23 protein-coding genes are annotated in these 20,108 nt (G+C 66.5%); 9 read left to right on the top strand and 14 right to left on the bottom strand.

Going from position 1 to position 20,108, the window contains the following annotated elements:
* Window positions 1-31: 31 nt before the first annotated feature.
* The gene (locus AC3WRC_RS07535; protein ID WP_492303424.1) at window positions 32-796 is read right to left on the bottom strand and encodes a class I SAM-dependent methyltransferase; all 765 of its coding nucleotides are present in this window, start codon (window positions 794-796) and stop codon (window positions 32-34) included.
* A 135-nt stretch (window positions 797-931) separates the two neighbouring features.
* Between AC3WRC_RS07535 and argB the strand changes: the two genes are divergently transcribed.
* The 3 genes from argB to dapD are packed head-to-tail and all read left to right on the top strand — an operon-like array spanning window position 932 to window position 3,383.
* Window positions 932-1,861 (top strand): acetylglutamate kinase, encoded by a 930-nt coding sequence (gene argB, locus AC3WRC_RS07530; RefSeq protein WP_284876381.1) that lies wholly within the window; start codon window positions 932-934, stop codon window positions 1,859-1,861.
* A complete protein-coding gene (locus AC3WRC_RS07525) occupies window positions 1,858-2,517 on the top strand; it encodes a pyrimidine 5'-nucleotidase (RefSeq protein ID WP_492303423.1) in 660 nt (219 codons plus the stop codon). The genes argB and AC3WRC_RS07525 overlap by 4 nt, the downstream gene beginning before the upstream one ends.
* The gene (gene dapD / locus AC3WRC_RS07520; protein ID WP_039243810.1) at window positions 2,514-3,383 is read left to right on the top strand and encodes a 2,3,4,5-tetrahydropyridine-2,6-dicarboxylate N-succinyltransferase; all 870 of its coding nucleotides are present in this window, start codon (window positions 2,514-2,516) and stop codon (window positions 3,381-3,383) included. The genes AC3WRC_RS07525 and dapD overlap by 4 nt, the downstream gene beginning before the upstream one ends.
* On the opposite strand, the gene AC3WRC_RS07515 is transcribed toward dapD, so the two are convergent.
* From AC3WRC_RS07515 to AC3WRC_RS07485, 7 genes are all read right to left on the bottom strand, one after another.
* Window positions 3,384-4,721 (bottom strand): sensor histidine kinase, encoded by a 1,338-nt coding sequence (locus tag AC3WRC_RS07515; protein ID WP_492303422.1) that lies wholly within the window; start codon window positions 4,719-4,721, stop codon window positions 3,384-3,386. It lies immediately after the preceding gene.
* Between the two features lie 152 nt (window positions 4,722-4,873).
* Entirely contained in the window at window positions 4,874-5,374 is a 501-nt protein-coding gene (locus AC3WRC_RS07510; RefSeq protein WP_055807212.1) for a YciE/YciF ferroxidase family protein, read from the bottom strand.
* Between the two features lie 97 nt (window positions 5,375-5,471).
* A complete protein-coding gene (gene thrS, locus AC3WRC_RS07505; RefSeq protein WP_492303421.1) occupies window positions 5,472-7,400 on the bottom strand; it encodes a threonine--tRNA ligase in 1,929 nt (642 codons plus the stop codon).
* Between the two features lie 3 nt (window positions 7,401-7,403).
* Window positions 7,404-7,634, bottom strand: a complete 231-nt coding sequence (yidD, locus tag AC3WRC_RS07500; protein WP_039243812.1) for a membrane protein insertion efficiency factor YidD — start codon at window positions 7,632-7,634, stop codon at window positions 7,404-7,406.
* Window positions 7,635-7,729: 95 nt separating this feature from the next.
* Entirely contained in the window at window positions 7,730-8,185 is a 456-nt protein-coding gene (locus AC3WRC_RS07495) for an iron-sulfur cluster assembly scaffold protein (RefSeq protein ID WP_492303478.1), read from the bottom strand.
* 56 nt (window positions 8,186-8,241) lie between these two features.
* A complete protein-coding gene (locus AC3WRC_RS07490; RefSeq protein WP_492303420.1) occupies window positions 8,242-8,901 on the bottom strand; it encodes an HAD-IA family hydrolase in 660 nt (219 codons plus the stop codon).
* 42 nt (window positions 8,902-8,943) lie between these two features.
* On the bottom strand, window positions 8,944-9,780 hold the full coding sequence (locus tag AC3WRC_RS07485) for a tetratricopeptide repeat protein (RefSeq protein ID WP_492303419.1): 837 nt from the start codon (window positions 9,778-9,780) through the stop codon (window positions 8,944-8,946).
* Between the two features lie 86 nt (window positions 9,781-9,866).
* Between AC3WRC_RS07485 and AC3WRC_RS07480 the strand changes: the two genes are divergently transcribed.
* Both AC3WRC_RS07480 and AC3WRC_RS07475 read left to right on the top strand, forming a co-directional pair.
* Entirely contained in the window at window positions 9,867-11,249 is a 1,383-nt protein-coding gene (locus AC3WRC_RS07480; RefSeq protein ID WP_492303418.1) for a leucyl aminopeptidase family protein, read from the top strand.
* Between the two features lie 83 nt (window positions 11,250-11,332).
* Window positions 11,333-12,115, top strand: a complete 783-nt coding sequence (locus AC3WRC_RS07475) for a C40 family peptidase (protein WP_492303417.1) — start codon at window positions 11,333-11,335, stop codon at window positions 12,113-12,115.
* On the opposite strand, the gene mmcB is transcribed toward AC3WRC_RS07475, so the two are convergent.
* From mmcB to thpR, 4 genes are read right to left on the bottom strand one after another with little or no spacing between them, the layout of a single operon-like run.
* On the bottom strand, window positions 12,112-12,555 hold the full coding sequence (mmcB, locus tag AC3WRC_RS07470; RefSeq protein ID WP_492303416.1) for a DNA repair putative endonuclease MmcB: 444 nt from the start codon (window positions 12,553-12,555) through the stop codon (window positions 12,112-12,114). The genes AC3WRC_RS07475 and mmcB overlap by 4 nt on opposite strands.
* Before the next feature lie 46 nt (window positions 12,556-12,601).
* Window positions 12,602-13,126 (bottom strand): lipocalin family protein, encoded by a 525-nt coding sequence (locus AC3WRC_RS07465; protein ID WP_492303415.1) that lies wholly within the window; start codon window positions 13,124-13,126, stop codon window positions 12,602-12,604.
* A gap of 57 nt (window positions 13,127-13,183) precedes the next feature.
* Window positions 13,184-13,768 (bottom strand): GNAT family N-acetyltransferase, encoded by a 585-nt coding sequence (locus tag AC3WRC_RS07460; protein ID WP_492303414.1) that lies wholly within the window; start codon window positions 13,766-13,768, stop codon window positions 13,184-13,186.
* Complete coding sequence (gene thpR / locus AC3WRC_RS07455; RefSeq protein ID WP_492303413.1) at window positions 13,765-14,304, bottom strand: RNA 2',3'-cyclic phosphodiesterase; 540 nt, start codon at window positions 14,302-14,304, stop codon at window positions 13,765-13,767. Before thpR ends, AC3WRC_RS07460 begins: the two co-directional genes overlap by 4 nt.
* A gap of 130 nt (window positions 14,305-14,434) precedes the next feature.
* Here thpR and AC3WRC_RS07450 point away from each other — a divergent pair, with 130 nt between their 5' ends.
* Together AC3WRC_RS07450 and AC3WRC_RS07445 are read left to right on the top strand one after the other, a co-directional pair.
* A complete protein-coding gene (locus tag AC3WRC_RS07450) occupies window positions 14,435-15,184 on the top strand; it encodes a Bax inhibitor-1/YccA family protein (protein ID WP_492303412.1) in 750 nt (249 codons plus the stop codon).
* 296 nt (window positions 15,185-15,480) lie between these two features.
* Window positions 15,481-16,401 (top strand): SAM-dependent methyltransferase, encoded by a 921-nt coding sequence (locus AC3WRC_RS07445; RefSeq protein ID WP_055754261.1) that lies wholly within the window; start codon window positions 15,481-15,483, stop codon window positions 16,399-16,401.
* A gap of 1 nt (window position 16,402) precedes the next feature.
* On the opposite strand, the gene AC3WRC_RS07440 is transcribed toward AC3WRC_RS07445, so the two are convergent.
* Together AC3WRC_RS07440 and AC3WRC_RS07435 are read right to left on the bottom strand one after the other, a co-directional pair.
* A complete protein-coding gene (locus tag AC3WRC_RS07440; protein WP_055754262.1) occupies window positions 16,403-16,738 on the bottom strand; it encodes a DUF2794 domain-containing protein in 336 nt (111 codons plus the stop codon).
* 325 nt (window positions 16,739-17,063) lie between these two features.
* Entirely contained in the window at window positions 17,064-18,395 is a 1,332-nt protein-coding gene (locus AC3WRC_RS07435; RefSeq protein ID WP_492303411.1) for a trypsin-like peptidase domain-containing protein, read from the bottom strand.
* A 171-nt stretch (window positions 18,396-18,566) separates the two neighbouring features.
* Between AC3WRC_RS07435 and AC3WRC_RS07430 the strand changes: the two genes are divergently transcribed.
* Both AC3WRC_RS07430 and rlmN read left to right on the top strand, forming a co-directional pair.
* Window positions 18,567-18,866, top strand: coding sequence for a DUF6356 family protein (locus tag AC3WRC_RS07430; RefSeq protein WP_052247537.1), 300 nt, complete (start codon window positions 18,567-18,569; stop codon window positions 18,864-18,866).
* Between the two features lie 81 nt (window positions 18,867-18,947).
* The gene (rlmN, locus tag AC3WRC_RS07425) at window positions 18,948-20,108 is read left to right on the top strand and encodes a dual-specificity RNA methyltransferase RlmN (RefSeq protein WP_492303410.1); all 1,161 of its coding nucleotides are present in this window, start codon (window positions 18,948-18,950) and stop codon (window positions 20,106-20,108) included.

Below are 20,108 nucleotides of genomic sequence, written 5' to 3'. Positions count from 1 at the left end.
CAAGCGGAGCCGCATGCCGAGGTCCGGCCGCCTATACGGCCTCAAACACCGTGTTGATGTACTCGCCGTCTCGTTCTTTCGCGAGAATGCGAAAGCCCGCCCGCTGGGCAACGACGTCGACGCTTTCTTCAAGATAAAAGACGGTGTGGAAACGCGTGTCGAGATAGCGCTCGTCATAGCAGGGCGACGAATGCGACATCCGAGCGCCCGGCAGCAGCAGGGCCCTCATTTTGCGAAATTCGTCAACCGGGCGGATGAAATGTTCGATGGTGTTGTTCGAATAGATGCCCGCAAGGCCCGGCGCTACCTGGCCAAGATCGTCCAGAATGAACTCCGAAGCCCCTCCCGGCGTCGGCTCGTAGCCCCATACGTTCCAGCCTTCTGACCGCAGTTGCGCCAGCGATGACGACCACCAGCCGCAGCCCCAGTCCAGATAAACGGCGCCGGCGACGGGTTCGAGCGCATGGAAGGTTCGTGCGGTGTCCTCTGCCGTGTCGCCTTCCTGATAGGAGGCGTAGAGGATCTCGTATTCAGAGGAAAGCTCTGCCTCGCTCATGACGAGCATCTTCTCCGGCCCGAACAGGGCGCCGCATGACCGACACTGATGCCGAACCAACTCGCCGCCACCGAACCGGCAGACGACACGCGACGCGCGCATCTCGTCGGTGCTGTCCGACGCGTCGCAGACGATGCAGCGAACTTCCCTGTTGCCAAGCCCGCGATAGTACAGATCCAAGGCGGCGTGTTTGCTGGCGACGATGTAGCGTTCCAAAATCGCGATGCGGTCGCTGCTCATGCAAACTCTCGGCCGAATTGAGGCGATCGGCCGTCGTGAACGGGCGGTTCGTCCAGTCTGCGCCGAAGCCGGTTTTCGTCCCTATCATGCTTCCCGCGTGACACCACCCCCGTCCCCCGCTATCTCGCGCGCGTGATGAACGAAACAGAACGCCAGTCGGAAGAACGCAGCTGGGAGACGGCGAAGACGCTCGCCGAGGCCTTGCCGTATATTCAGGTCTATGACCGCGAGACCGTGGTCATCAAATACGGCGGTCACGCCATGGGCGAGAGCGCCGTGGCGCGGCAGTTTGCGGCCGATGTGGTGCTGCTGAAGCTGATGGGCGTGAACCCGGTGGTGGTGCATGGCGGCGGGCCGCAGATCAGCGCCATGCTGGACAAGGCGGGGGTGAAATCCAGCTTCGTCGACGGGCTGCGGGTCACCGATCCGGCGACGATGGAGGTCGCCGAGATGGTGCTGTCGGGCGCGGTGAACAAAGAGATCGCCCACTGGATCACCATGGCCGGCAAGGAGGCGGACGTGCGCGGCGTCGGCCTGTCGGGCAAGGACGCCGGTTTGCTGACCGTCGAGAAGACGCGTCGGACGAAGCGCGATCCCGACAGCATGATCGAGCACGAGGTCGACCTGGGCTATGTCGGCGAGCCGACCAAGGTGGATCCCAAATTGATCGCCGGCCTGATCGCGTCCGAGACCGAAGATTGGGTCCCGGTCATCGCCCCGATCGGCGTGGCCGAAGACGGCCAGACCTACAACGTCAACGCCGACACGGTGGCGGGCGCGGTCGCGGGGTCGCTGAACGCCAAGCGGATGCTGCTGCTGACCGACGTACCGGGAGTCAAGGGCGCGGACGGCGACATCATCCGTCAGATGACGCTGGACGAGGCGCAAAACCTGATCGACATCGGCGTGGCCACCGGCGGCATGATTCCCAAGCTCGAGACAGCCATGGCGGCCGTTCGCGCGGGCGTCGAAGCCGTAGTCATTCTGGACGGGCGTCGGCCGCACGCCATGCTGGTCGAGTTGTTCACCGAGTTCGGCGCCGGCACCCTGGTGAAGGCGTCTTGAGCGACCTGTCGCATGTGCGCGCCTGGGTGTTCGACATGGACGACACCCTGTATCCGCGCGAGCAGGGTCTGATGCGGCTGGTCCAGGCGCGCATCAACGCCTTCGTGGTTGAGGCCGTCGGGCTGGAGCCCGAGGCCGCAGCCGCGATGCAGCGTCAGTTCTTGGACGAGCACGGCACGACCCTGGCCGGGCTGATGGCCAACTATGCAGTCGATACCGAACGGTTCCTGCGCGAGGTGCACGACGTGCCGCTGGATGGGGTCGAGCCCAACCCGCGTCTGGCCGAGCGGCTGAAGGCTCTGCCCGGTCGTTGCTATGTCTTCACCAATGGCGCGCGTGAATACGCCCACCGTGTACTGGACCGGATCGGCGTCGCTGACTGTTTCGAAGGCGTCTTCGCCATCGAGGATGGTGATCTGACGCCCAAGCCCAATCCTGCGACCTTCCGCCGGATGCTGGAGCAGTTCGGCATCGATCCGCACCGATCCGCCTTCTTCGAGGACACGCCCAAGAACCTCGAGCCGGCCAAGGCGCTGGGCATGGCGACGGTCCTGATCGGCGACGGCCATGGCAAGCCGATCGGGCCGCATATCGACCATGTGGCCCCCGACCTTTTCGACTTCCTCTCCGATCTGAGCTTCAAGGACGCCGCATGACCGATCTGTCGCATCTCGAATCCGTCGTCGAGGCCGCCTGGGAACAGCGCGCCGAGGTGTCCGCCGCCACGCATGGCGAGGTGCGCGACGCCGTTGAAACCGCCCTGGCCCTGCTGGATTCCGGGCAGGCGCGCGTCGCCTCGCGCGGCGCGGATGGCGTCTGGACCACGCATCAGTGGCTGAAGAAGGCGGTGCTGCTGTCCTTCCGCCTGAACGACAACCAGATCATGCGGGCGGGCGCGCCGTCCGTCATGCCGCTGTCGGTGGATCACCCCGTCGCCGTCGGTCCCTTCTGGGACAAGGTGCCCAACAAGTTCGGCGACTGGACCGCATCGGATTACCAATCGGCCGGCTTCCGCTCGGTGCCCGGCGCCATCGTCCGTCACGGCGCGCATATCGCCAGGAACGTGGTGCTGATGCCGTCGTTCGTGAACATCGGCGCCTTCGTCGACGAGGGCTCAATGGTGGATGCCTGGGCCACGGTCGGCTCCTGCGCCCAGATCGGCAAGAATGTGCACCTGTCGGGCGGCGCGGGCATCGGCGGCGTGCTGGAGCCTTTGCAGGCCAATCCGACCATCATCGAGGACGGCTGTTTCATCGGCGCCCGGGCCGAGGTCGCCGAGGGCGTGATCGTGCGCGAGGGCGCGGTCCTGGCCATGGGCGTCTATCTGTCGGGCTCGACCAAGATCGTGGACCGGGCGACCGGCGAAGTGTTCCGGGGCGAGGTGCCGGCCTATTCGGTGGTCGTGCCGGGTTCGCTGCCGGATCCGAATGGCGGGCCGTCGTTGTACTGCGCCGTCATCGTCAAGCGTGTGGACGCGCAGACGCGGGCCAAGACCGGCGTCAACGAACTGCTGCGCGACTGATCAGGCGGCGGCGCGGACAGGCTGCATCGCAGGCGCGTCGAACGTCGCGTGGAGGGTGAAGGTCGATCCCTGGCCGGGGATCGACGTCACCGTGATCTCGCCGTCCATCAGGGCGGCCAGACGCTGACAGATGCTGAGGCCCAGGCCGGTGCCGCCGAACTTGCGGGTGGACGACCCGTCCACCTGAGAGAAGGGTTGGAACAGGCGCGTCAGATCGTCGGCGGCGATGCCGATGCCGGAATCGACCACACCCAGCCGCAAGGTCGTGCGACCCTCGCCTGCCGGCTCGCTGTCAATAATCAGGCGAACCTCGCCTTGCGGCGTGAACTTGATGGCGTTGGCCAGCAAGTTATGCGTCACCTGCGCCAGGCGCAGCGGGTCCATTCTGAGAAGCGGCGGCAACGGGCCGCGGATGTCGGTCGTGAAGGTCAGGCCGCGCGCCTCGGCTTGGGCCTTGAACGGGCCCGTCAGGCGGGCGGCGAGGGTCTCGGCTTCGACATCGACGAAGTCCAGTTCCATCTTGCCGGACTCGATCTTGGTGATGTCGAGGATGTCGTTCAGCAGCACCATAAGCCCTTCGCCGGAGTCGCGGATGACCCCGACGAACTCCTTCTGACGATCGCTGAGCTCGGACATCTGCAACAGTTGCGCAGCCCCCAGAACCCCGTTCATCGGCGTGCGAAGCTCATGAGAGATGACGCCCAGGAAGTTGGACTTGGCGGCGCTGGCGGCGTTGGCCGTGTCGCGGGCGGTTTCCAATTCGGCGATCAGTTCGGCCTGGCGGCGGTTGACGGCTTCCAGGTCGCTGTCCTTCATCTGGGTGATGGCCACCTTAATCAACAAGGCCAACGCCAGAACCGGGATCATGCTGACGACCACCCAAAAGCCCGGTGTGCCCCACAGTTTCGCGAACAGCAGCACCACGACCACCGAATAGGGCGCTGATGCGATCAGGGCCTCGCGGGGGGCGGCGCGCATCTGGGTGAAGACCAGCACATAGCCGGCCATCAGAAGAGCCACGCCCAGCGGCACGCCATAGCCGCCGCCGTAGAGGAAGGCGAGCAGAGGCGCTGCTGACCAGGCGATGCAGGAAATGGTGGCGGCCGTCAGCTTGATCCGGCCGTGAAGCCCCTCATCCCGCATTACCAGCACACGTTCGGCGAACGTCCGCAACAGGCCCGACGCGGTCGCCGCTGCAAACCACAACACTGCAGTCGCCAAACCGGTGACGGTGAACAAGGCGACCGCCCAACTGGCGATGATCAGATACCGCATATGACCGTCGGCAATCAGATGTTGCACCAATGAGCGATCTTGGCCGGGCGTGTGGTTGGTCATCGTCGGATCTCGGGGTTCGATGACGCATCGTCGCCCAAATCCGACTAAGAGACTATGAACGCTAAACTTTATGCATGAAGTGTCCGGCGTCGGACATAGCGCGGGATGAGCGGAGAGGCAGGAAGCGGTCGTCAGCCGCCTCCCATCCCTGATCAGGCGGCCGTCTTCATGGCGTCCGCATTGACAGCCGCGTCGGCGATGCCGGTCAGGTCTTCGTCCGTCTGGGCTTCCTCCTGAAGCGTCTCGTCCAGAAGGGCGGCGGCGTCCTTCAAACCCAGCACCAGCGCCCAGCGTTTCAGCGTGCCGTAGCGGGTGATCTCGTAATGTTCGACCGCTTGGGCGGCGGCCAGCAGGCCGGCGTCCAAAGCCGGGGTGTCCTTATATTCTTCCATGATCTCGTCGCCTTCGGCCAGGATGCCCTCAATGGCGTCGCAGGTCTTGCCACGCGCGGGCTTGCCGATCAGCTCGAAGACCTGTTGAAGGCGTTCAATCTGGCCCTCGGTCTGACCCTTATGCTTCTCGAAGGCGGCCTTCAGCTCTGGCGACTGAGCCGCACGGGCCATCTTGGGCAGGGATTTCAGGATCTTGCGCTCAGCGTAATAGATGTCTTTGAGCGTGTCGTGGAACAGGGTGTCCAGGGTCTTGTCGGCCATGGTGAGGTCTCGCATCTGTGATGGAGCGCAGGCGCGCGCCCCATCACAAGCGATCCATCCCGTTAGTGTTCCTATGCGCGAATTCGCGCGCAGCGGATCAGCCGGCGCGCTTCAGATCCGGCGGGGTCGCCTCGTCGGTCAGGATGCGAATGGCGTCCTCGACGGTGACCAGGGTCTGGGCCTGCGAACCCAGGCGGCGGATGGCGACCATGCCCTCTTCCGCCTCCTTCCTGCCGACCACGGCGATGACCGGCACCTTGCCGACCGAGTGTTCACGCACCTTGTAGCCGACCTTTTCGTTGCGCAGGTCGATCTCGGTGCGCAGGCCTGCGGCCTTGAACTTGGCCATCACGTCGCGGGCGTAATCGTCGGCGTCCGAGGTGATGGTGGCCACCACGGCCTGGGTCGGGGCCAGCCACAGGGGGAAGGCGCCGGCGTAGTTCTCGATCATGATGCCGATGAACCGCTCGAAGCTGCCCAGGATCGCCCGGTGCAGCATGACCGGACGGTGCTTCTGGCCATCCTCGGCGATGTAGGTCGCATCGAGCCGTTCGGGCAGGACATAGTCCAGCTGGATCGTGCCGCAGGTCCATTCGCGGCCGATGGCGTCCTTGACGATGAAGTCCAGCTTGGGTGCATAGAAGGCGCCGTCGCCCTCGGTGACGACCGGCTCGGTCCCGGCGGCGCGGGCGGCCTCGGCCATCAGGGTCTCGGCCTTGTCCCAGAACTCGTCCGTGCCGGCGCGGTTCTCGGGCCGGGTGCCCAGGCTGATGTAGGCCGTCTCCATGCCGAGGTCGGCGTGAACGCTGCGGGCCAGTTTGATGAACTCAGCCGTCTCCTCGACGATCTGGTCCTCGCGGCAGAAGATGTGGGCGTCGTCCTGGGTGAAGCCGCGCACCCGCATAAGGCCGTGCAGCGAACCCGACGGCTCATAGCGGTGGCAGGCGCCGAACTCGGCCATGCGCAGCGGCAGTTCGCGATAGGACCGCTGGCCCTGGTCGAAGATCTGCACGTGGCCGGGGCAGTTCATCGGCTTGAGGCTCAGTTCCTCGCCCTCGACCGTCTCGCAGACGAACATGTTCGGACGATATTTGTCCCAGTGGCCGCTCTGCTCCCAGAACTTGCGGTCCAGCACCTGGGGCGTCTTGACCTCGACATAGCCCGCGGCGTCCAGGCGGCGGCGCATATAGGCCTCCAGCACGCGCCACAGGACCCAACCCTTGGGGTGCCAGAAGACCATGCCGCGGCCCTCTTCCTGCATGTGGAAGAGCTCCATCGCCTTGCCGACCTTGCGGTGGTCGCGCTTCTCGGCCTCTTCCAGACGCTGCAGGTGGGCGTCCAGATCCTCCTTGGTCGCCCAGGCGGTGCCGTAGATGCGTTGCAGCTGCTCGCGCTTGGAGTCGCCTCGCCAATAGGCGCCGGCCAGCTTGGTCAGTTTGAACGCCTTGCCGACGTGGCGGGTCGAGGGGAAGTGCGGACCCCGGCACAGGTCGATCCAGTCGCCCTGTTTGTACAGGGTGATGGTTTCGGTTCCGGGCAGGTCGCGGATCAGCTCGGCCTTGAACTTCTCGCCGCGCGCCTCGAAGAATTGGATGGCGTCATCACGCTCCCAGACCTCGCGCTCGAACTTGGCGTCGCGATCCACGATCCGGCCCATCTCCTTTTCGATGGCGGCGAAGTCGTCGGTCGAGAAGGGCTCCTCGCGGTAGAAGTCATAGTAGAAACCATCCTCGATCGCCGGGCCGATCGTGATCTGGGTGCCGGGGAACAAGGTCTGGACCGCCTCGGCAAGGACGTGGGCCGTGTCGTGGCGGATCGTATAGAGGGCGGCGGGGTCGTCGCGCATGATCAGGCGGAAGTCGCCGCCCGTCTCCAGCACCCGGCCCATGTCGCGCTGCTCGCCGTTCAGTTCGGCCAGCACGGCCTTCTTGGCCAGCGACGGCGAGATCGAGGTGGCGACATCGCGCGCCGTGGAGCCGGCCGGGTATTGGCGCACCGCGCCATCTGGAAATTTCAGGTCGATCATGTGTCAGTCTTTAACTGGCGGGACCGGGTCGTATCCCGATCCCCCGAAAGGATGGCATTTACAGAGGCGGCGCACGGTGAGCCACCCCCCCTTTACCGGGCCATGCTGGATCAGGGCGTCGCGCCCGTAATCCGAACAGGTCGGCAGGAACCGGCACTGTTGGCCGATCAGGGGAGACAGCGTCAGCTTGTAGCCCCGATGGGCCGCGCGCACGCCGCGTTCATAGAGAGACATCACGTCCCTTTGCCGGAGTTGGGTGGGGCCGGGGGCTTGAGAGGTTCGCCGGGCTTATCCCTTGTCATCGCAGGGGGATCAACCGATCGTGCCCGTCAGGCCGCGCCGGCGAGGCGAGTTCGGGCGGCCGAGGCATTGTACACCGCCTCCAGCGTCGCTTCGATGGAGACTAGGGTCGAGGCGTGCCGGGCGGGGTAGTCGGCGACCTGTTTGAGCAGGCGCAGATCCTCGAACCGGCCGACGGGGCCGTCGCCGCCGGATTTCAGCATGGCGATCATGGCGTCGCGGGCGTCGCTGAGATCATCGACCGACGCCCCGATCGCCGATTGACCCAGCACCCCGGCGGCGGCCTGGCCGAGGGCGCAGGCCTTCACGTCCTGGGCGAAGTCGGCGATGCGGCCTTGGTCGTCCAGCGTCACATCGACCGTTGCGCGCGACCCGCACAGTTTGGCTACCCGCTCGCCAGTGCCCTGCGGCGTGGGCAGACGGCCTGCATGCGGCAGGTTCGCCGCCAGCGACAGGATGCGCGCGCTGTAGAGGTCGTCGATCATGGGATGAAGATAGGCGCTCAATCCTCCCCCGTGAAGCGCGGCGTAATGGGGGAGGATTACAGCGTCAGGACGAGACGCCCCTCGGATCGGACTTCCAACGTGGCGTCCGCATAGTCCGCCAGAGTGGGATGATCCGTCTCCAGCGGATGGGTCCAGGCGGCGGTGACGACCAGCACGTCGGCGCCGGCCGCTTCGCCCGCCTTGATGCCGGCCTCGGCGTCCTCGAACACCAGGCAGTCGGCGATGTCGAAGCCCAGGGTCGCGGCGGCCTTCAGATAGCCGGCCGGGTCGGGCTTGCCGCGTTCGACGTCCTCGGCGGTGATCATGACGGCGGGCGGCGTGACGCCTGCGGCCTTAAGACGGGCGAGGGCCAGCGGGATTGAGGCGGAGGTGACCACGGCCCAGCGGTCGGGCGGCAGGCATTTGACGAAGTCGACGGCGCCGGGGATGGGGGCGACGCCGTCCACGTCCTCGATCTCGCCGCGCTCGACCCAGGCGACCTCGGCGTCCAGGTCGATATCGGGCAGGTTCTGACGACGAATGGTGTCGATGGCGCGGACGCCGTGGATGGTGGGGATGAAGGCGGCAACATCCAGCCCGTGGCGCGCGGCCCAGCGGGTCCAGACGCGCTCGGCGGCCAGCGTCGAGGTGATCAGGGTGCCGTCCATGTCGAACAGGAAGGCCTGATAGGCGCGGGACGCAGGGAGGGCGGTCATGGCCTCATCCAACATGCGGGCGGTCAGACCGCAACGGGCGGATCAGCCGCCTTGCAGCGAATTCCAGGTGCGGGCGGTGTCGGTCGCGGGCGACGGACTTACCGCGCCGCCGCCGGACGTCGCCGCGCCGCCTGTGCTGCGCGAACGCAGCCATTGCAGGTTCTGCTCGGCCTGCTCGGGCGGCAGTTCGCGGCGCAGGATCTGTTCGGCCTCGCCCATCTTGCCTTGAAGGCCCAGCACCATGGCCAGGTTCTGGCGCACCTTGGCCGATGCGGTCGGCTGGGCCACGGCGCGACGCAGCAGGGTCTCGGCGCCCGGCGCATCGCCATGCGTCAGGGCGGCGGTGGCCGCATTGGTCAGGACGTCGGGGTTGTCGGGCGACAGGGCCAGGGCCTGGTTCCAGGCGGCGCGCGCGTCGTCGGTGCGACGCACCTGCTCATAGGCCACGCCCAGAAGGGAATAGGGGCGCCAATCGCGTGGCGCCAGGTCGCGCGCCTGCTCCAGCGGCGCCACGCCATAAAAGGCCTGGCCGCGCGCGATGTGGGCGCGGCCCAGCTCCAGCAGGGCGTCCAGATTGTTCGGCTGGATCGTCAGGGTCGCCTGGGCGGCCTCGGCCGCCTGATCGTATCGGCCCAGCTCACGCAGGGCCTGGGCCAGTTTCACGCCCGCCACGGCGTCGGTCGGATCGGCCTGCTGCTCCGAGGCCCAGAAGACCGAGCGCGACAGGGCGTCCATCCGGTCATAGGTGGCCCGCACCGCAGCGGACGACGGCGCGCGAGCCTGGGCTGCGGTCGCCGCCGTCGGATCAGCCGCCAGCGCCGGCGCGCCGGACAGGGCGATCAGGGCGACGGTTGCGAGAAGGGCGGGCATGCGCGACATGGGTCAGGTCCAGACGGTCCTAGAGGTCTAACCCCTAGAATCGCCGGTTCGCGTCAACCGATGGTTAACTTCGTTTCGAGGGCCTCATGTCCGTCTCGCATCCCCTGCTGGTTTCCGCCCAAGACGGCGACGGCGCCATCCCGATCCGCTTCATTCAGGCGGGCGGCGTGCTGGACGGTGCGGCCCGACGCTGGGGCGATCGACATGGATTCGACGGCAAGCCGGGCCAGCTGTTGGTCGTGCCGGACGCGGACGGCGAGATCGGCCAGGTGGTCGTGGGCGCGGGCGGGACCTTCGATCCGATGAGCGTGCGGGGACTGTCGGCGCGGTTGCCGAGCGGTCTGTATCGGCTTGAGGTCGCAGCGCCCGATGCCGAACTGGCGACCCTGGCCTTCCTGCTGGGGGCCTATGTCTTCGACCGCTACAAGGCCCGGCCGGACCGGACGCCCGTGCGGCTGGTCGCGCCGGCCGGGGTGGATGTCGCCGAAATCTCGCGCATCGCCGCCGCCTGCGCCCTGGCCCGCGAAATGGTTGACACGCCCGCCGCTGATATGGGGCCGTTGCAGATCGAAACCATCGCCCGCGAGATTGCAGAGAGCGCCGGCGCCGAGATCACCGTCATCACCGGCGACGCCCTGCTGGAAGACAACTATCCGGCCGTCCACGCCGTGGGGCGCGCCGCCGCTTCACACCGGGCGCCCCGCCTGATCGAGATCGGCTGGAAGCTGGACCGGACCGACCTGCCGCTGGTCGCCCTGGTCGGCAAGGGGGTGGTGTTCGACACCGGCGGTCTGGACCTGAAGCCCGCCGCCGGCATGCGCAACATGAAGAAGGATATGGGCGGCTCGGCCCATGCGCTGGCCTTGGGACGTCTGGTGATGCAGGCCGACCTGCCGGTGCGGTTGGTGGTCATCGTCGCGGCGGTCGAGAACGCCGTGTCGGCCGACGCCTTCCGGCCCGGCGACATCCTGAACAGTCGCAAGGGTCTGACCATCGAGATCGGCAATACCGACGCCGAAGGCCGGCTGATCCTGGCCGACGCCCTGACCCGGGCGGGCGAGCACCAACCCGACCTGACGCTGGACTTCGCCACCCTGACCGGGGCCGCGCGGATCGCGCTGGGGCCGGAGCTGCCGCCACTTTATACTGATGACGAAGCCCTGGCGGCCGGGCTGATGGCGGCGGCAGGTAAGGTGCGCGATCCCCTGTGGCGGATGCCGCTGTGGCCCGGCTATCGCGGCGCGCTGGACGCCGAGATCGCGGATCTCCGGAACGACCCGGCCGGCTGGGCCCAGGCCGGCTCGGTGACGGCCGCCCTGTTTCTGCAGAAGTTTGCTCCGACCACGGGCGCCTGGGGGCACATGGACATCTTCGCCTGGAACCCCCGCGCCCGCCCCGGCTACCCAGAAGGCGGCGAGGCCCAGGCGCTGAGAGCTTGCTTCCAATATCTCAGAACGCGGTTCTGTTGATTTTCTTTCGCAAAAGCGTCCCGCGTTAACGGCCCCTAAGCCATCGGGGGATAAGGCTGTGGGTTCAGCAATGCGAGTTCACGTTGACCGACGTCCTCGACCTTCTTCCGCCCGGCGACCGCCTCGTTCGCCCTGACCTCGCCGAACAGGCGCTGGAAGGGCTGGTGCGCGCAGACGCCTATCGGGCGACCGAGGCCATGCATTGTCGTGTCGCCGTGGCCGACATCCTGTCCGACGTTGACGGTCGGATCGACCAGCTTCTGCATGGCGAGGTCTTCGACGTGCTAGATCGGTCGAACGGGCGGGCCTGGGGCCGGGCGCGTCGAGACGGCGTCGTCGGCTGGGTCGTCCTGGACAGTCTGTCGGCCGGCGCGCCGCTGGCGACGCATTGGATCGCCGGCGTGGATGCCGCCCTGCCGCTGAACGCTCTGGTGGTCGAGGCGACGGATGTGGCCGAGGCTGATCTGAAGCCGGTCGGCGCGTTCGAGACGGATCTGGTCGCGGTGGCCGAGCGGCTGCTCGGCCGTCCGCATGAGTTGGGCGCGCGGTCCTCGATCTCCACCGACTGTTCCGGCCTGGTGCAGCAGGCCCTGCTGGCATGCGGCCTGCCCGGTCCCCGCCGGTCGGACGCGCAGGCCCGGTTGGGTCGAGCGGCGTCTTCTTCGGACCTACAGCGCGGCGACATCGTCGTCTGGCTGGCGCCGAACGACGATCACGACTGGACGGGTCATTCGGCGCTGATGCTGGATGGCCAACGCATCATTCATGCGACAGGCGGCAAGGGCGTGGTGATCGAGAGCCTGGCCGAGGTCGAGGCGCGTCTGGTCGCCGAGGGTTTCGCAACCGCCGTCTTCCGCCGACTCTAGTCCCGCAAGGTCCGCATCGCCCCCAACCGGGCGAAGGCCAGCGTCAGCGCCTTGCGGCGGGCGGGCGCCAAGCCGATCACCGGCGCGTCTCGCACGACCGCCCCGCCGAATCCGTCTGCGACGATCAGGCCCGGTTCGTCGGGCAGGATCTCCTGGGGAAACTCGGGCGCAACGGCGAAGAAGAAGGCGTCGCAGAACGGTCCGTACTCGTGCCATTTGCGGTCGACCCGATAGTCCTCGACGCCTGACTTCACCTCGCAGATGACGATGTCGCCCTTGCGCCCGATCGCCATGACATCGGCGCGGCGGCCATTGGGTAGGCAGACTTCCAAGAGGGGCGCATAGCCCATGTCCATCATCAGCCGCGCCGCGCCGCGCGTGACCGAACGGGTGGTCTCGGGACGGCTGAAGACGAGTTCGAGATGGGCGACGGCGGACATGCCGACAGCTTATGTTCCGCCTACGTTCCTATCGCAAGCGGTGCCTTTACAAGCCGGTGTGCACCAGGCGGCCGGTGCTGAAGCCCAGGGCGCGGACGCGGGTCAGGATGCGGTCGCGCTCGGCCTGGGACGCATTTTGATTGCGGTGCCAGATCCACCAGTTCGACTTGTCCGGCAGGCCCATGATCGCCCAACTGTAGTCCGGCGCGTGGTCGTAGACCCAGTAGTTCTGACCGGCCAAGCCGCCGAAGTTGAGCAGGCCGGTCAGGCTGAAGCGGAACTTGGCGTTGGTCGTGGTGTCGGTGACGCGGGCGTTGGCGCGCAGCGTCTCGACCTTGGCATCGGCGCGCCGGACGCAGGTGACGGTGATGGCGTAGCGGTCGGCGGCGCCCTGCGGCGTGAAGTCGATCTGCGCCCGGCTGCAGTCCTTCTGGACGTTGTTGTGGTTGCGCTCGATCTCGAACCATCGGCCGTCGAAGCGGTTCAGATCGACATTAGACGCTTGGGCGAACGCCATTGACGGCAGGGCGGCGAGCGCGACGGCGGCGGCGATCAGGCTGGCGCGGAACATGGGCGTATCCTCGTTCGGTTTGGAAGGGATACGACGCGCCGCCGCGTTCGGTTGTGGTCAGCGCTTTAGGCGCACCCGATTCACCATCCATTCGTTGCGCGTCTGGCCCCACAGATCGATGGCAATGTCCTGGAGGGGTTCGGGCAGGGCGCCCGGCCCGCGATTGCGCGAACCCAACCGTGTCGCGACCGCCGCCGAGGGCAGGTTCTCGGGCGCGATGCAGTGGATCACGTCGTCCCAGCCCAGCACCTCGAAGGCGTAGTCCATCGTGGCTGCGGCCGCTTCGACGGCATAGCCCTTGCCGGTGGCGTCGCGATGCAGGCTCCAGCCCACCTCGCGGCCCGGCCAGCCATAGGGGTGCAGCGGCCCGATACGGCCGATCCACTGGCCAGTCTCCTTTTCCAGGATGGAGAACATCCCTTCGCCCGTCAGGGCCCACATGCCCGCGACGGTGCAGATCAGGCGCCAGACCTGGGGTGCGGGCTGGACCCCGCCGATGAAGCGGGCGGTCTCGGGATCGGCCATGAACTCAGCCCAGCGCGGAAAGTCCTCAACCGCCGGCGGACGCAGGATCAGCCGCTCGGTCTCCAGCGTCGGCCCCAAGGTCACATGGGGCGGAAGGGCGTAGGCGGCAGTGCTCACAGCAGATACTCCCGCTCCAGTTCGTAATGGCTGCCGCTGTCGGTCAGGACGCTGGAATACAGGCCGAAGCGATCGATGTGGATCGGCGGCGAATGCAGCAGATTATGCCCCGACACCCAGGCTCCGAGCCGGTCGGGATTGGTCTGGGTCTTCAGATAGGCCAAGGTCACATGCGGTTTGTAGGTGCGCGCCTCCATGCCGATCCCGGCGCGTTCTCCAGCGGCCTTGCAGCGCCCGGCGAGAACCGACAGGCGTTCATTAGGCGTTTCGACCCCCGCCCACAGCGTATGGCTGCGGTGGTCATCGCCAAAACAGCCGACGCCCTTCAGCGCGATTTCGAACGGACCGCCCGCCACGCGCGTCAGCTCCGACGCCAGGTCGTCGGCGCGGCGTTCGTCGGTCTCGCCATAGAAGGCGAGCGTGACGTGCAGGGCGTCCAGCGGCCGCCACCTCGCGCCGGGCAGGCCCGATTGCCGTCGTTTCAGCGTCTCTGCGACGTCGGGCGGCAGGGTCAGGGCGGTGAACAGACGAAGCATGCGACCGAAAGTAGCGGCCGGAACACAAGCCTCCAAGTCCGGTTTTCCTTGCAGCGCGGGCCTCGGCTCACGATATTCAAAGCCTGTGACCGGAGAAGCCTCTCCGGACAATCGGAGAAAGTTCGTCGCCATGAGCGATTTCAACAACGGTTACGCCCGTCCTCTGCCGCAGACGGCCGACATGTCGGTCGACGCCGGCCTGCGCAGCTTCATGCTGGGCGTCTACAACAAGCTGGCGCTCGGCCTCGTGGTCGCCGGCGCCCTGGCCTATGTCACCGGCAATGTTTACGAAGTCCAGCGTCTGCTGTTCGTCCAGACGGCGGACGGCCGGATCGGCCTGACGATCCTGGGCATGATCGTCCAGTTTTCGCCGCTGGTGATGCTGTTCGGCTCGATGTTCTTCATGAAGAACCCGACGGCCAAGGGCGTGAACATGCTCTACTGGGCCGTGGTCGCGACGATCGGCGCGGGCCTGGGCATCCTGTTCCTGCGCTACACGGGCGGTTCGCTGGCCACCACCTTCCTGGTGACGGCGGCGGCCTTCGGCGGTTTGAGCCTGGTGGGCTATACGACCAAGAAGGACCTGACCGGCATGGGCACCTTCCTGATCATGGGTGTGATCGGCCTGATCATCGCCTCGATCGTGAACATGTTCCTGCAGTCCGGGACCTTCTATCTGATCATCTCGGGCCTCGGCGTGCTGATCTTCTCGGGCCTGATCGCCTACGACACCCAGCGTCTGAAGATGACCTACTACGCCTTGGGCGGTGACCAGAACGCGATGGGCGTGGCGACCGGCTTCGGCGCTCTGAGCCTGTTCATCAACTTCGTGAACCTGTTCCAATTCCTGCTGGCCTTCATGGGCGGCAACCGGAACTGAGGTCTGTCGAAAGACGGATACGGAAAGGGCCCCTCGCGGGGCCCTTTCTCTGTATTCAGTAGAATAAATTAGATGGGACCAGCAAAGTGCTGCTCGTCTAGCCACCTGTTGTGTCTGCGCTCACAGGTGGTAACGAGGCTTGGCAAGGGTATGCGGTCAGCGCTCTCCTGAAGGCGTCGCGCTATGAGGAGATATCCACCATGACTGTGAGCAGGCTTGGTCGCGGGCTACGAATGATCGCTCGACTCAGGACGCTGCCTTCCCGGATGGTTGCAGTGGAACGTTCGGTACGCCGGATGGAGATCAGCCAGCGCGAGCAGCGCCGCGAAATCCAGCAGGGGCTTGCACAGCTGATGCTGCCGGAAGAGGTTGTTTGGCGCGGACAGCCGCCGCTGCTCACCGATGCGAGCCCTGGAAACAGAGTGTTCGATCGTGGCGCTCTGTGTCGGCAGGACAGCTTTCAGCAGCCCTATTTCTCATTCTGGACCTCGCGCCTGGGCGAGGGCTTGCGGTATCACAGAAAGCTCTGGGAGTTCGTGTTCATCTCGCAGGCGCTCTGGGAGCGTGGCGTGTGCGTCAGTGGGCGCCGTGGGGTGGGATTCGGCGTCGGACGCGAGCCGCTTACGGCGATGTTCGCTTCGGAAGGCGTCTTTGTTACGGCGACTGATTTGGCGCCGGACGGCAAGGCCGAAACGGGCTGGGCCGCAACCAAACAACATGCCGACGGCAAGGAAGCGCTGCGCAATCGCGCTATTTGTGCTGATGACCTGTTCGATCGCAATGTGGAGTTCCGCTTCTGTGACATGAACGCCATTCCGGAAGAGCTTACAGGCTATGATTTCTGCTGGTCGGCCTGTGCGCTGGAGCACCTGGGGTCGATCGAGAAGGGTTTAGCCTTCATCGAGCGGTCGATCGACTGTCTGAAGCCGGGCGGCTGGGCCGTTCACACCACTGAGTACAATGTGTCGTCCGACGACGAGACCGTCGACAACTTGGGAACGGTTCTGTTCCGAAAGCGCGACTTTGAGGCGCTTGCGGATCGTCTGCGGGCCAAAGGACACGAAATGTCGGCGATGGACTGGAATCCCGGCGAAGGGGCTGTTGATCGATACCTGGACATGCCGCCGTATCGCCATGACCCGCATTTGAAGATGATGTTGATGGGCTTCACGACCACGTCGATCGGCATCATCGTCCGCCGGGGCGAGGCGACCTGAGCTACTCCACCACCTGAAACCGGCGGCCGTCGAAGACGCGCAGCACCTGGGTCAGGTCGCGGCCGCGTTTCAGGATCTGGCCGCCTTCGCCGATGACGGCCCACTGGCCCTGGCGGGTCTGAAGGGCAGGTCGCTTTTCGATCCGGTAGAGCGGGGCGTCGCCGCTGCGGCGAAAGACGGCGAACTCGGCGAAGTCCTTGTGCCCGACCATGGCGTAGTCGCGCCATTCGCCCAGCGCGACCATGCGGCCATAGACCCTGAGGATCGGGTCCAGTTCGCGACGGTCGAAGAAGACGGGGCCGGGCGCCGGCGTCGTGTCGTGAGGGTTCAGGCTCATAGGTTTAACTTAGGCCGCTGGATGCCCGACGCCAGAGGCGGTCAGGAAATCGACGCAGACACGAAATGGCCCCGTTTCGGTCCTTCGCCCGCCCGTATGCGCAACGAAATATCGACCATCGGCTCGTCGGAGTTCGGAAGCGTCCCGGATCCTGAACAGCCCCCCCAGCCCCCCCTGGATGTTTCCAGTTTACGGGCTCCGGCGGCCGATGCTTCCTCCAAGCGAGCGCCCGCCCTGCCTTTCCCCTCCCCCTCCCTGGCAAGGCGGGCGTTTCGCTGTTTAGAACCCGCCAGACAGCGCCATGTCGGCGTCGTCTGACCCCGCCTTAGAGCGACAGGGTCAGGTTTAGGGTCTCTCCGTTTCTGAGCACGGTCGCCTCGACCGATCCCGAGGCGCCCTGTAGCGCGGTCGCGGCCGCGCGAGCGTCGGCGACGGGCGCGCCGGCGATGGCGGTGATCACATCGCCGGCCGTCAGTTCGGCCTGGGCGGCGGGCGAGCCGGCCGCGACGGCCGTGACCTGGGCGCCGCCGTCCTGGTCTCGCAGCGTCGCCCCATAGGCCAGCACAGATTGGGCGCCGACGATCACGGGCTGATTAGCGGGCGTCTCGACCGCCAGCGACGTGGTCGCCTCGCGGCCGCCGCGCAGATAGGATATGCTGAGGTCTGAGCCCGGCGCGGCGATGCCGATGGTGGCGTTGACCGAGCCGGCGTTGGCGACGGGGCGGCCCTGGATCCGGGTAATGACGTCGTTGTGGCGCAGGCCCGCGCGTTCGGCCGGCGATCCCGGCGCGACATCGGCGACGACGGCCCCGCGCACGATGCCCAGATGTAGTTCGCGCGCGCGCTCAGCGTTCAGCGAGCCGAAGATGGCCCCGGTCGCGCCGCGCTTAACCTCGCCGTTCTTCTTCAGCTGGTCGGCGACGTAGAGCATGATCCGCGTCGGCACGGCGAAGGCGATGCCGTCGTTGCCGCCGCCGAGACCCCCCGACAGGATCGAGGTATTGATGCCGATCAGCCGCCCCCGGCTGTCCAGCAGCGGCCCGCCGGAGTTGCCCGAGTTAACGGCCGCGTCGGTCTGGATATAGTCCTCGACCGCATCGCCTAGCCCTGAGCGGTTCAGGCCCGAGATGACGCCCATGGTCAGGGTCTGGTCCAGGCCCAGCGGATAGCCGACCGCGAAGGCCAGGTCGCCGGTGCGCAGGGTGTCGGAATCCACCGTCTGGACCTGTTTGAGGTTCAGCGGCCGACCGTCGGGCGTGATGCGAAGCACGGCGATGTCGGTCGCCTTGTCCGCCCCCACGAGCACAGCGTCGAACAGACGACCGTCCGTCAGATCGACGGTGAACTTTCGCCCGCCCTCGACCACGTGATTGTTGGTGATCACCAGCCCCTCGGCCGCATCGACGATGACGCCGGATCCGGAGGCGTAGGGTTTGGGATCGGCCGCGTCCGAACTGGGACCGCGCGACTGGCCCAGGGTCGTGACCTGAACCACGGCCGGAAGCGAGCCCTCGAGCCCCGACGAGAAGCTGAAGACGCCGCGCCGGGCGTCATAGGGCAGGCCTGCCGCGCCCGACTGCGCCAGCACCGGCGTCGCTGAGGCCAGCAGGGCCAGGGCGACGGCCATGGAGGAGGCGGGCGATAGGCGGATCGGCATGGGCATTTCCTTGAACGAACGCCGACCCTAGACCGAGTTTTCACTTCTGACGATGGGTCTGAAGCGAGCGGGTCGCGCGTCGGTCACGTCCAATGAACAGATTGCGATGGGGGTTGCGTCGTCGGCCGTCCGGCGTGACCATAAGGCGACGAAGCAGGGAAGGCCGCCGCCATGAGCCAGACGACGATCGACCGCCGCCGTTCGGGCTCGACTCCGTTCGACCGCCTGTTCCGCGACCACCCGCGCGAGGTTGACGAGACCTATCTTCAGCACATGGTCGCTTCGGCGGGTTTCGGCTTCAAGCTTTTGGGTCTGGCGGGCGCCGCGTTCGCCCACGCGATCGTGCCGGGCGTGCACAAGGCCACCGTCTCGACCGCGATCCGCAGCATGGCCAAGGACATGGGCGGCCGGGCCGAGGAGGCGCGCGAGACCCGGATGCGCGACGCCGGCGTCTGGGACGTGGGCCTCTAGGGCCGTCGAATCCGTCCCGGCCATGCAATCGCCGGGATCCGTGCTATATAGGCCGGCTAAACCTCACGCAGGATCGCCGCCTTGAGCATCACGCTCGATCTTTCGCGCGTCTCGAACGCGCCCGCCGTCAAGGCGCTCGTCAACCTCAGCGGTCTGACGCGCGCCGGCCTGCGCCAGGCCCTGATCAACGCGAACGTCTGTCCGCCCGAGAAGGCCAAGATGCGCGCCAGCCAGGTGTGGAGCTGGATCCACCATTATGGCGTGACCGAGTTTTCGGCCATGAGCAATGTCGCCAAGGACATGCAGGCCAAGCTGGCCGAGCATTTCACCCTGGCGCGCCCCGAGGTCGTCGAACGCCAGGTGTCCAAGGACGGCACGCGCAAATGGCTGATCCGCACCGCGCCGGGCATCGAGATCGAGACCGTCTATATTCCCGACGTGGGCCGGGCCGGCGCCCTGTGCGTGTCCAGCCAAGTCGGCTGCACCCTGAACTGCACCTTCTGCCACACCGGCACGCAGAAGCTGGTGCGCAACTTGACCGCCGCCGAGATCGTGGCCCAGGTCCAGGTCGCGCGCGACGACCTGGAGGAATGGCCGTCGCCCAAGGAAGACCGGCGCCTGTCCAACATCGTCTTCATGGGCATGGGCGAGCCGCTCTACAATCTGGACCACGTCGCCGACGCCATCGACATCATCTCGGACAATGAGGGCATCGCCCTGTCGCGCCGCCGGATCACGGTCTCGACCTCGGGCGTGGTGCCGCAGCTTCAGGCCTTGGGCGACCGAACGGCGGCCATGCTGGCCATCAGCCTGCACGCCACCAACGATGCGCTTCGCGACGTGCTGGTGCCGCTGAACAAGAAGTATCCGCTGGACCAGTTGATGGCGGCGATCCGGGCCTATCCGGGCCTGTCGAACGCGCGACGCGTGACGTTCGAATACGTCATGCTGAAGGGCGTCAACGACAGCCCCGAAGACGCGCGCGCCCTGCTGAAGCTGATCGAGGGCATTCCGGCCAAGATCAATCTGATCCCGTTCAACCCCTGGCCCGGCGTCGAATACGAATGCTCGGACTGGAAGACGATCGAGCGCTTCGCCGCCATCCTGAACAAGGCCGGATACGCGTCACCCATCCGCACCCCCCGCGGCCGCGACATCCTGGCCGCCTGCGGTCAGCTGAAGTCCGAAAGCGAGAAGGTCAGGGCCAGCGCGCTTAGGAAGGCGGAGCAGGCAGCGGCGTGA

This window comes from Brevundimonas sp. EU05-FHT14B07, from assembly GCF_058790795.1.
The sequence above is the reverse complement of the archived record's forward strand: the minus strand, read 5'-3'. Positions and strand labels throughout refer to the sequence as shown.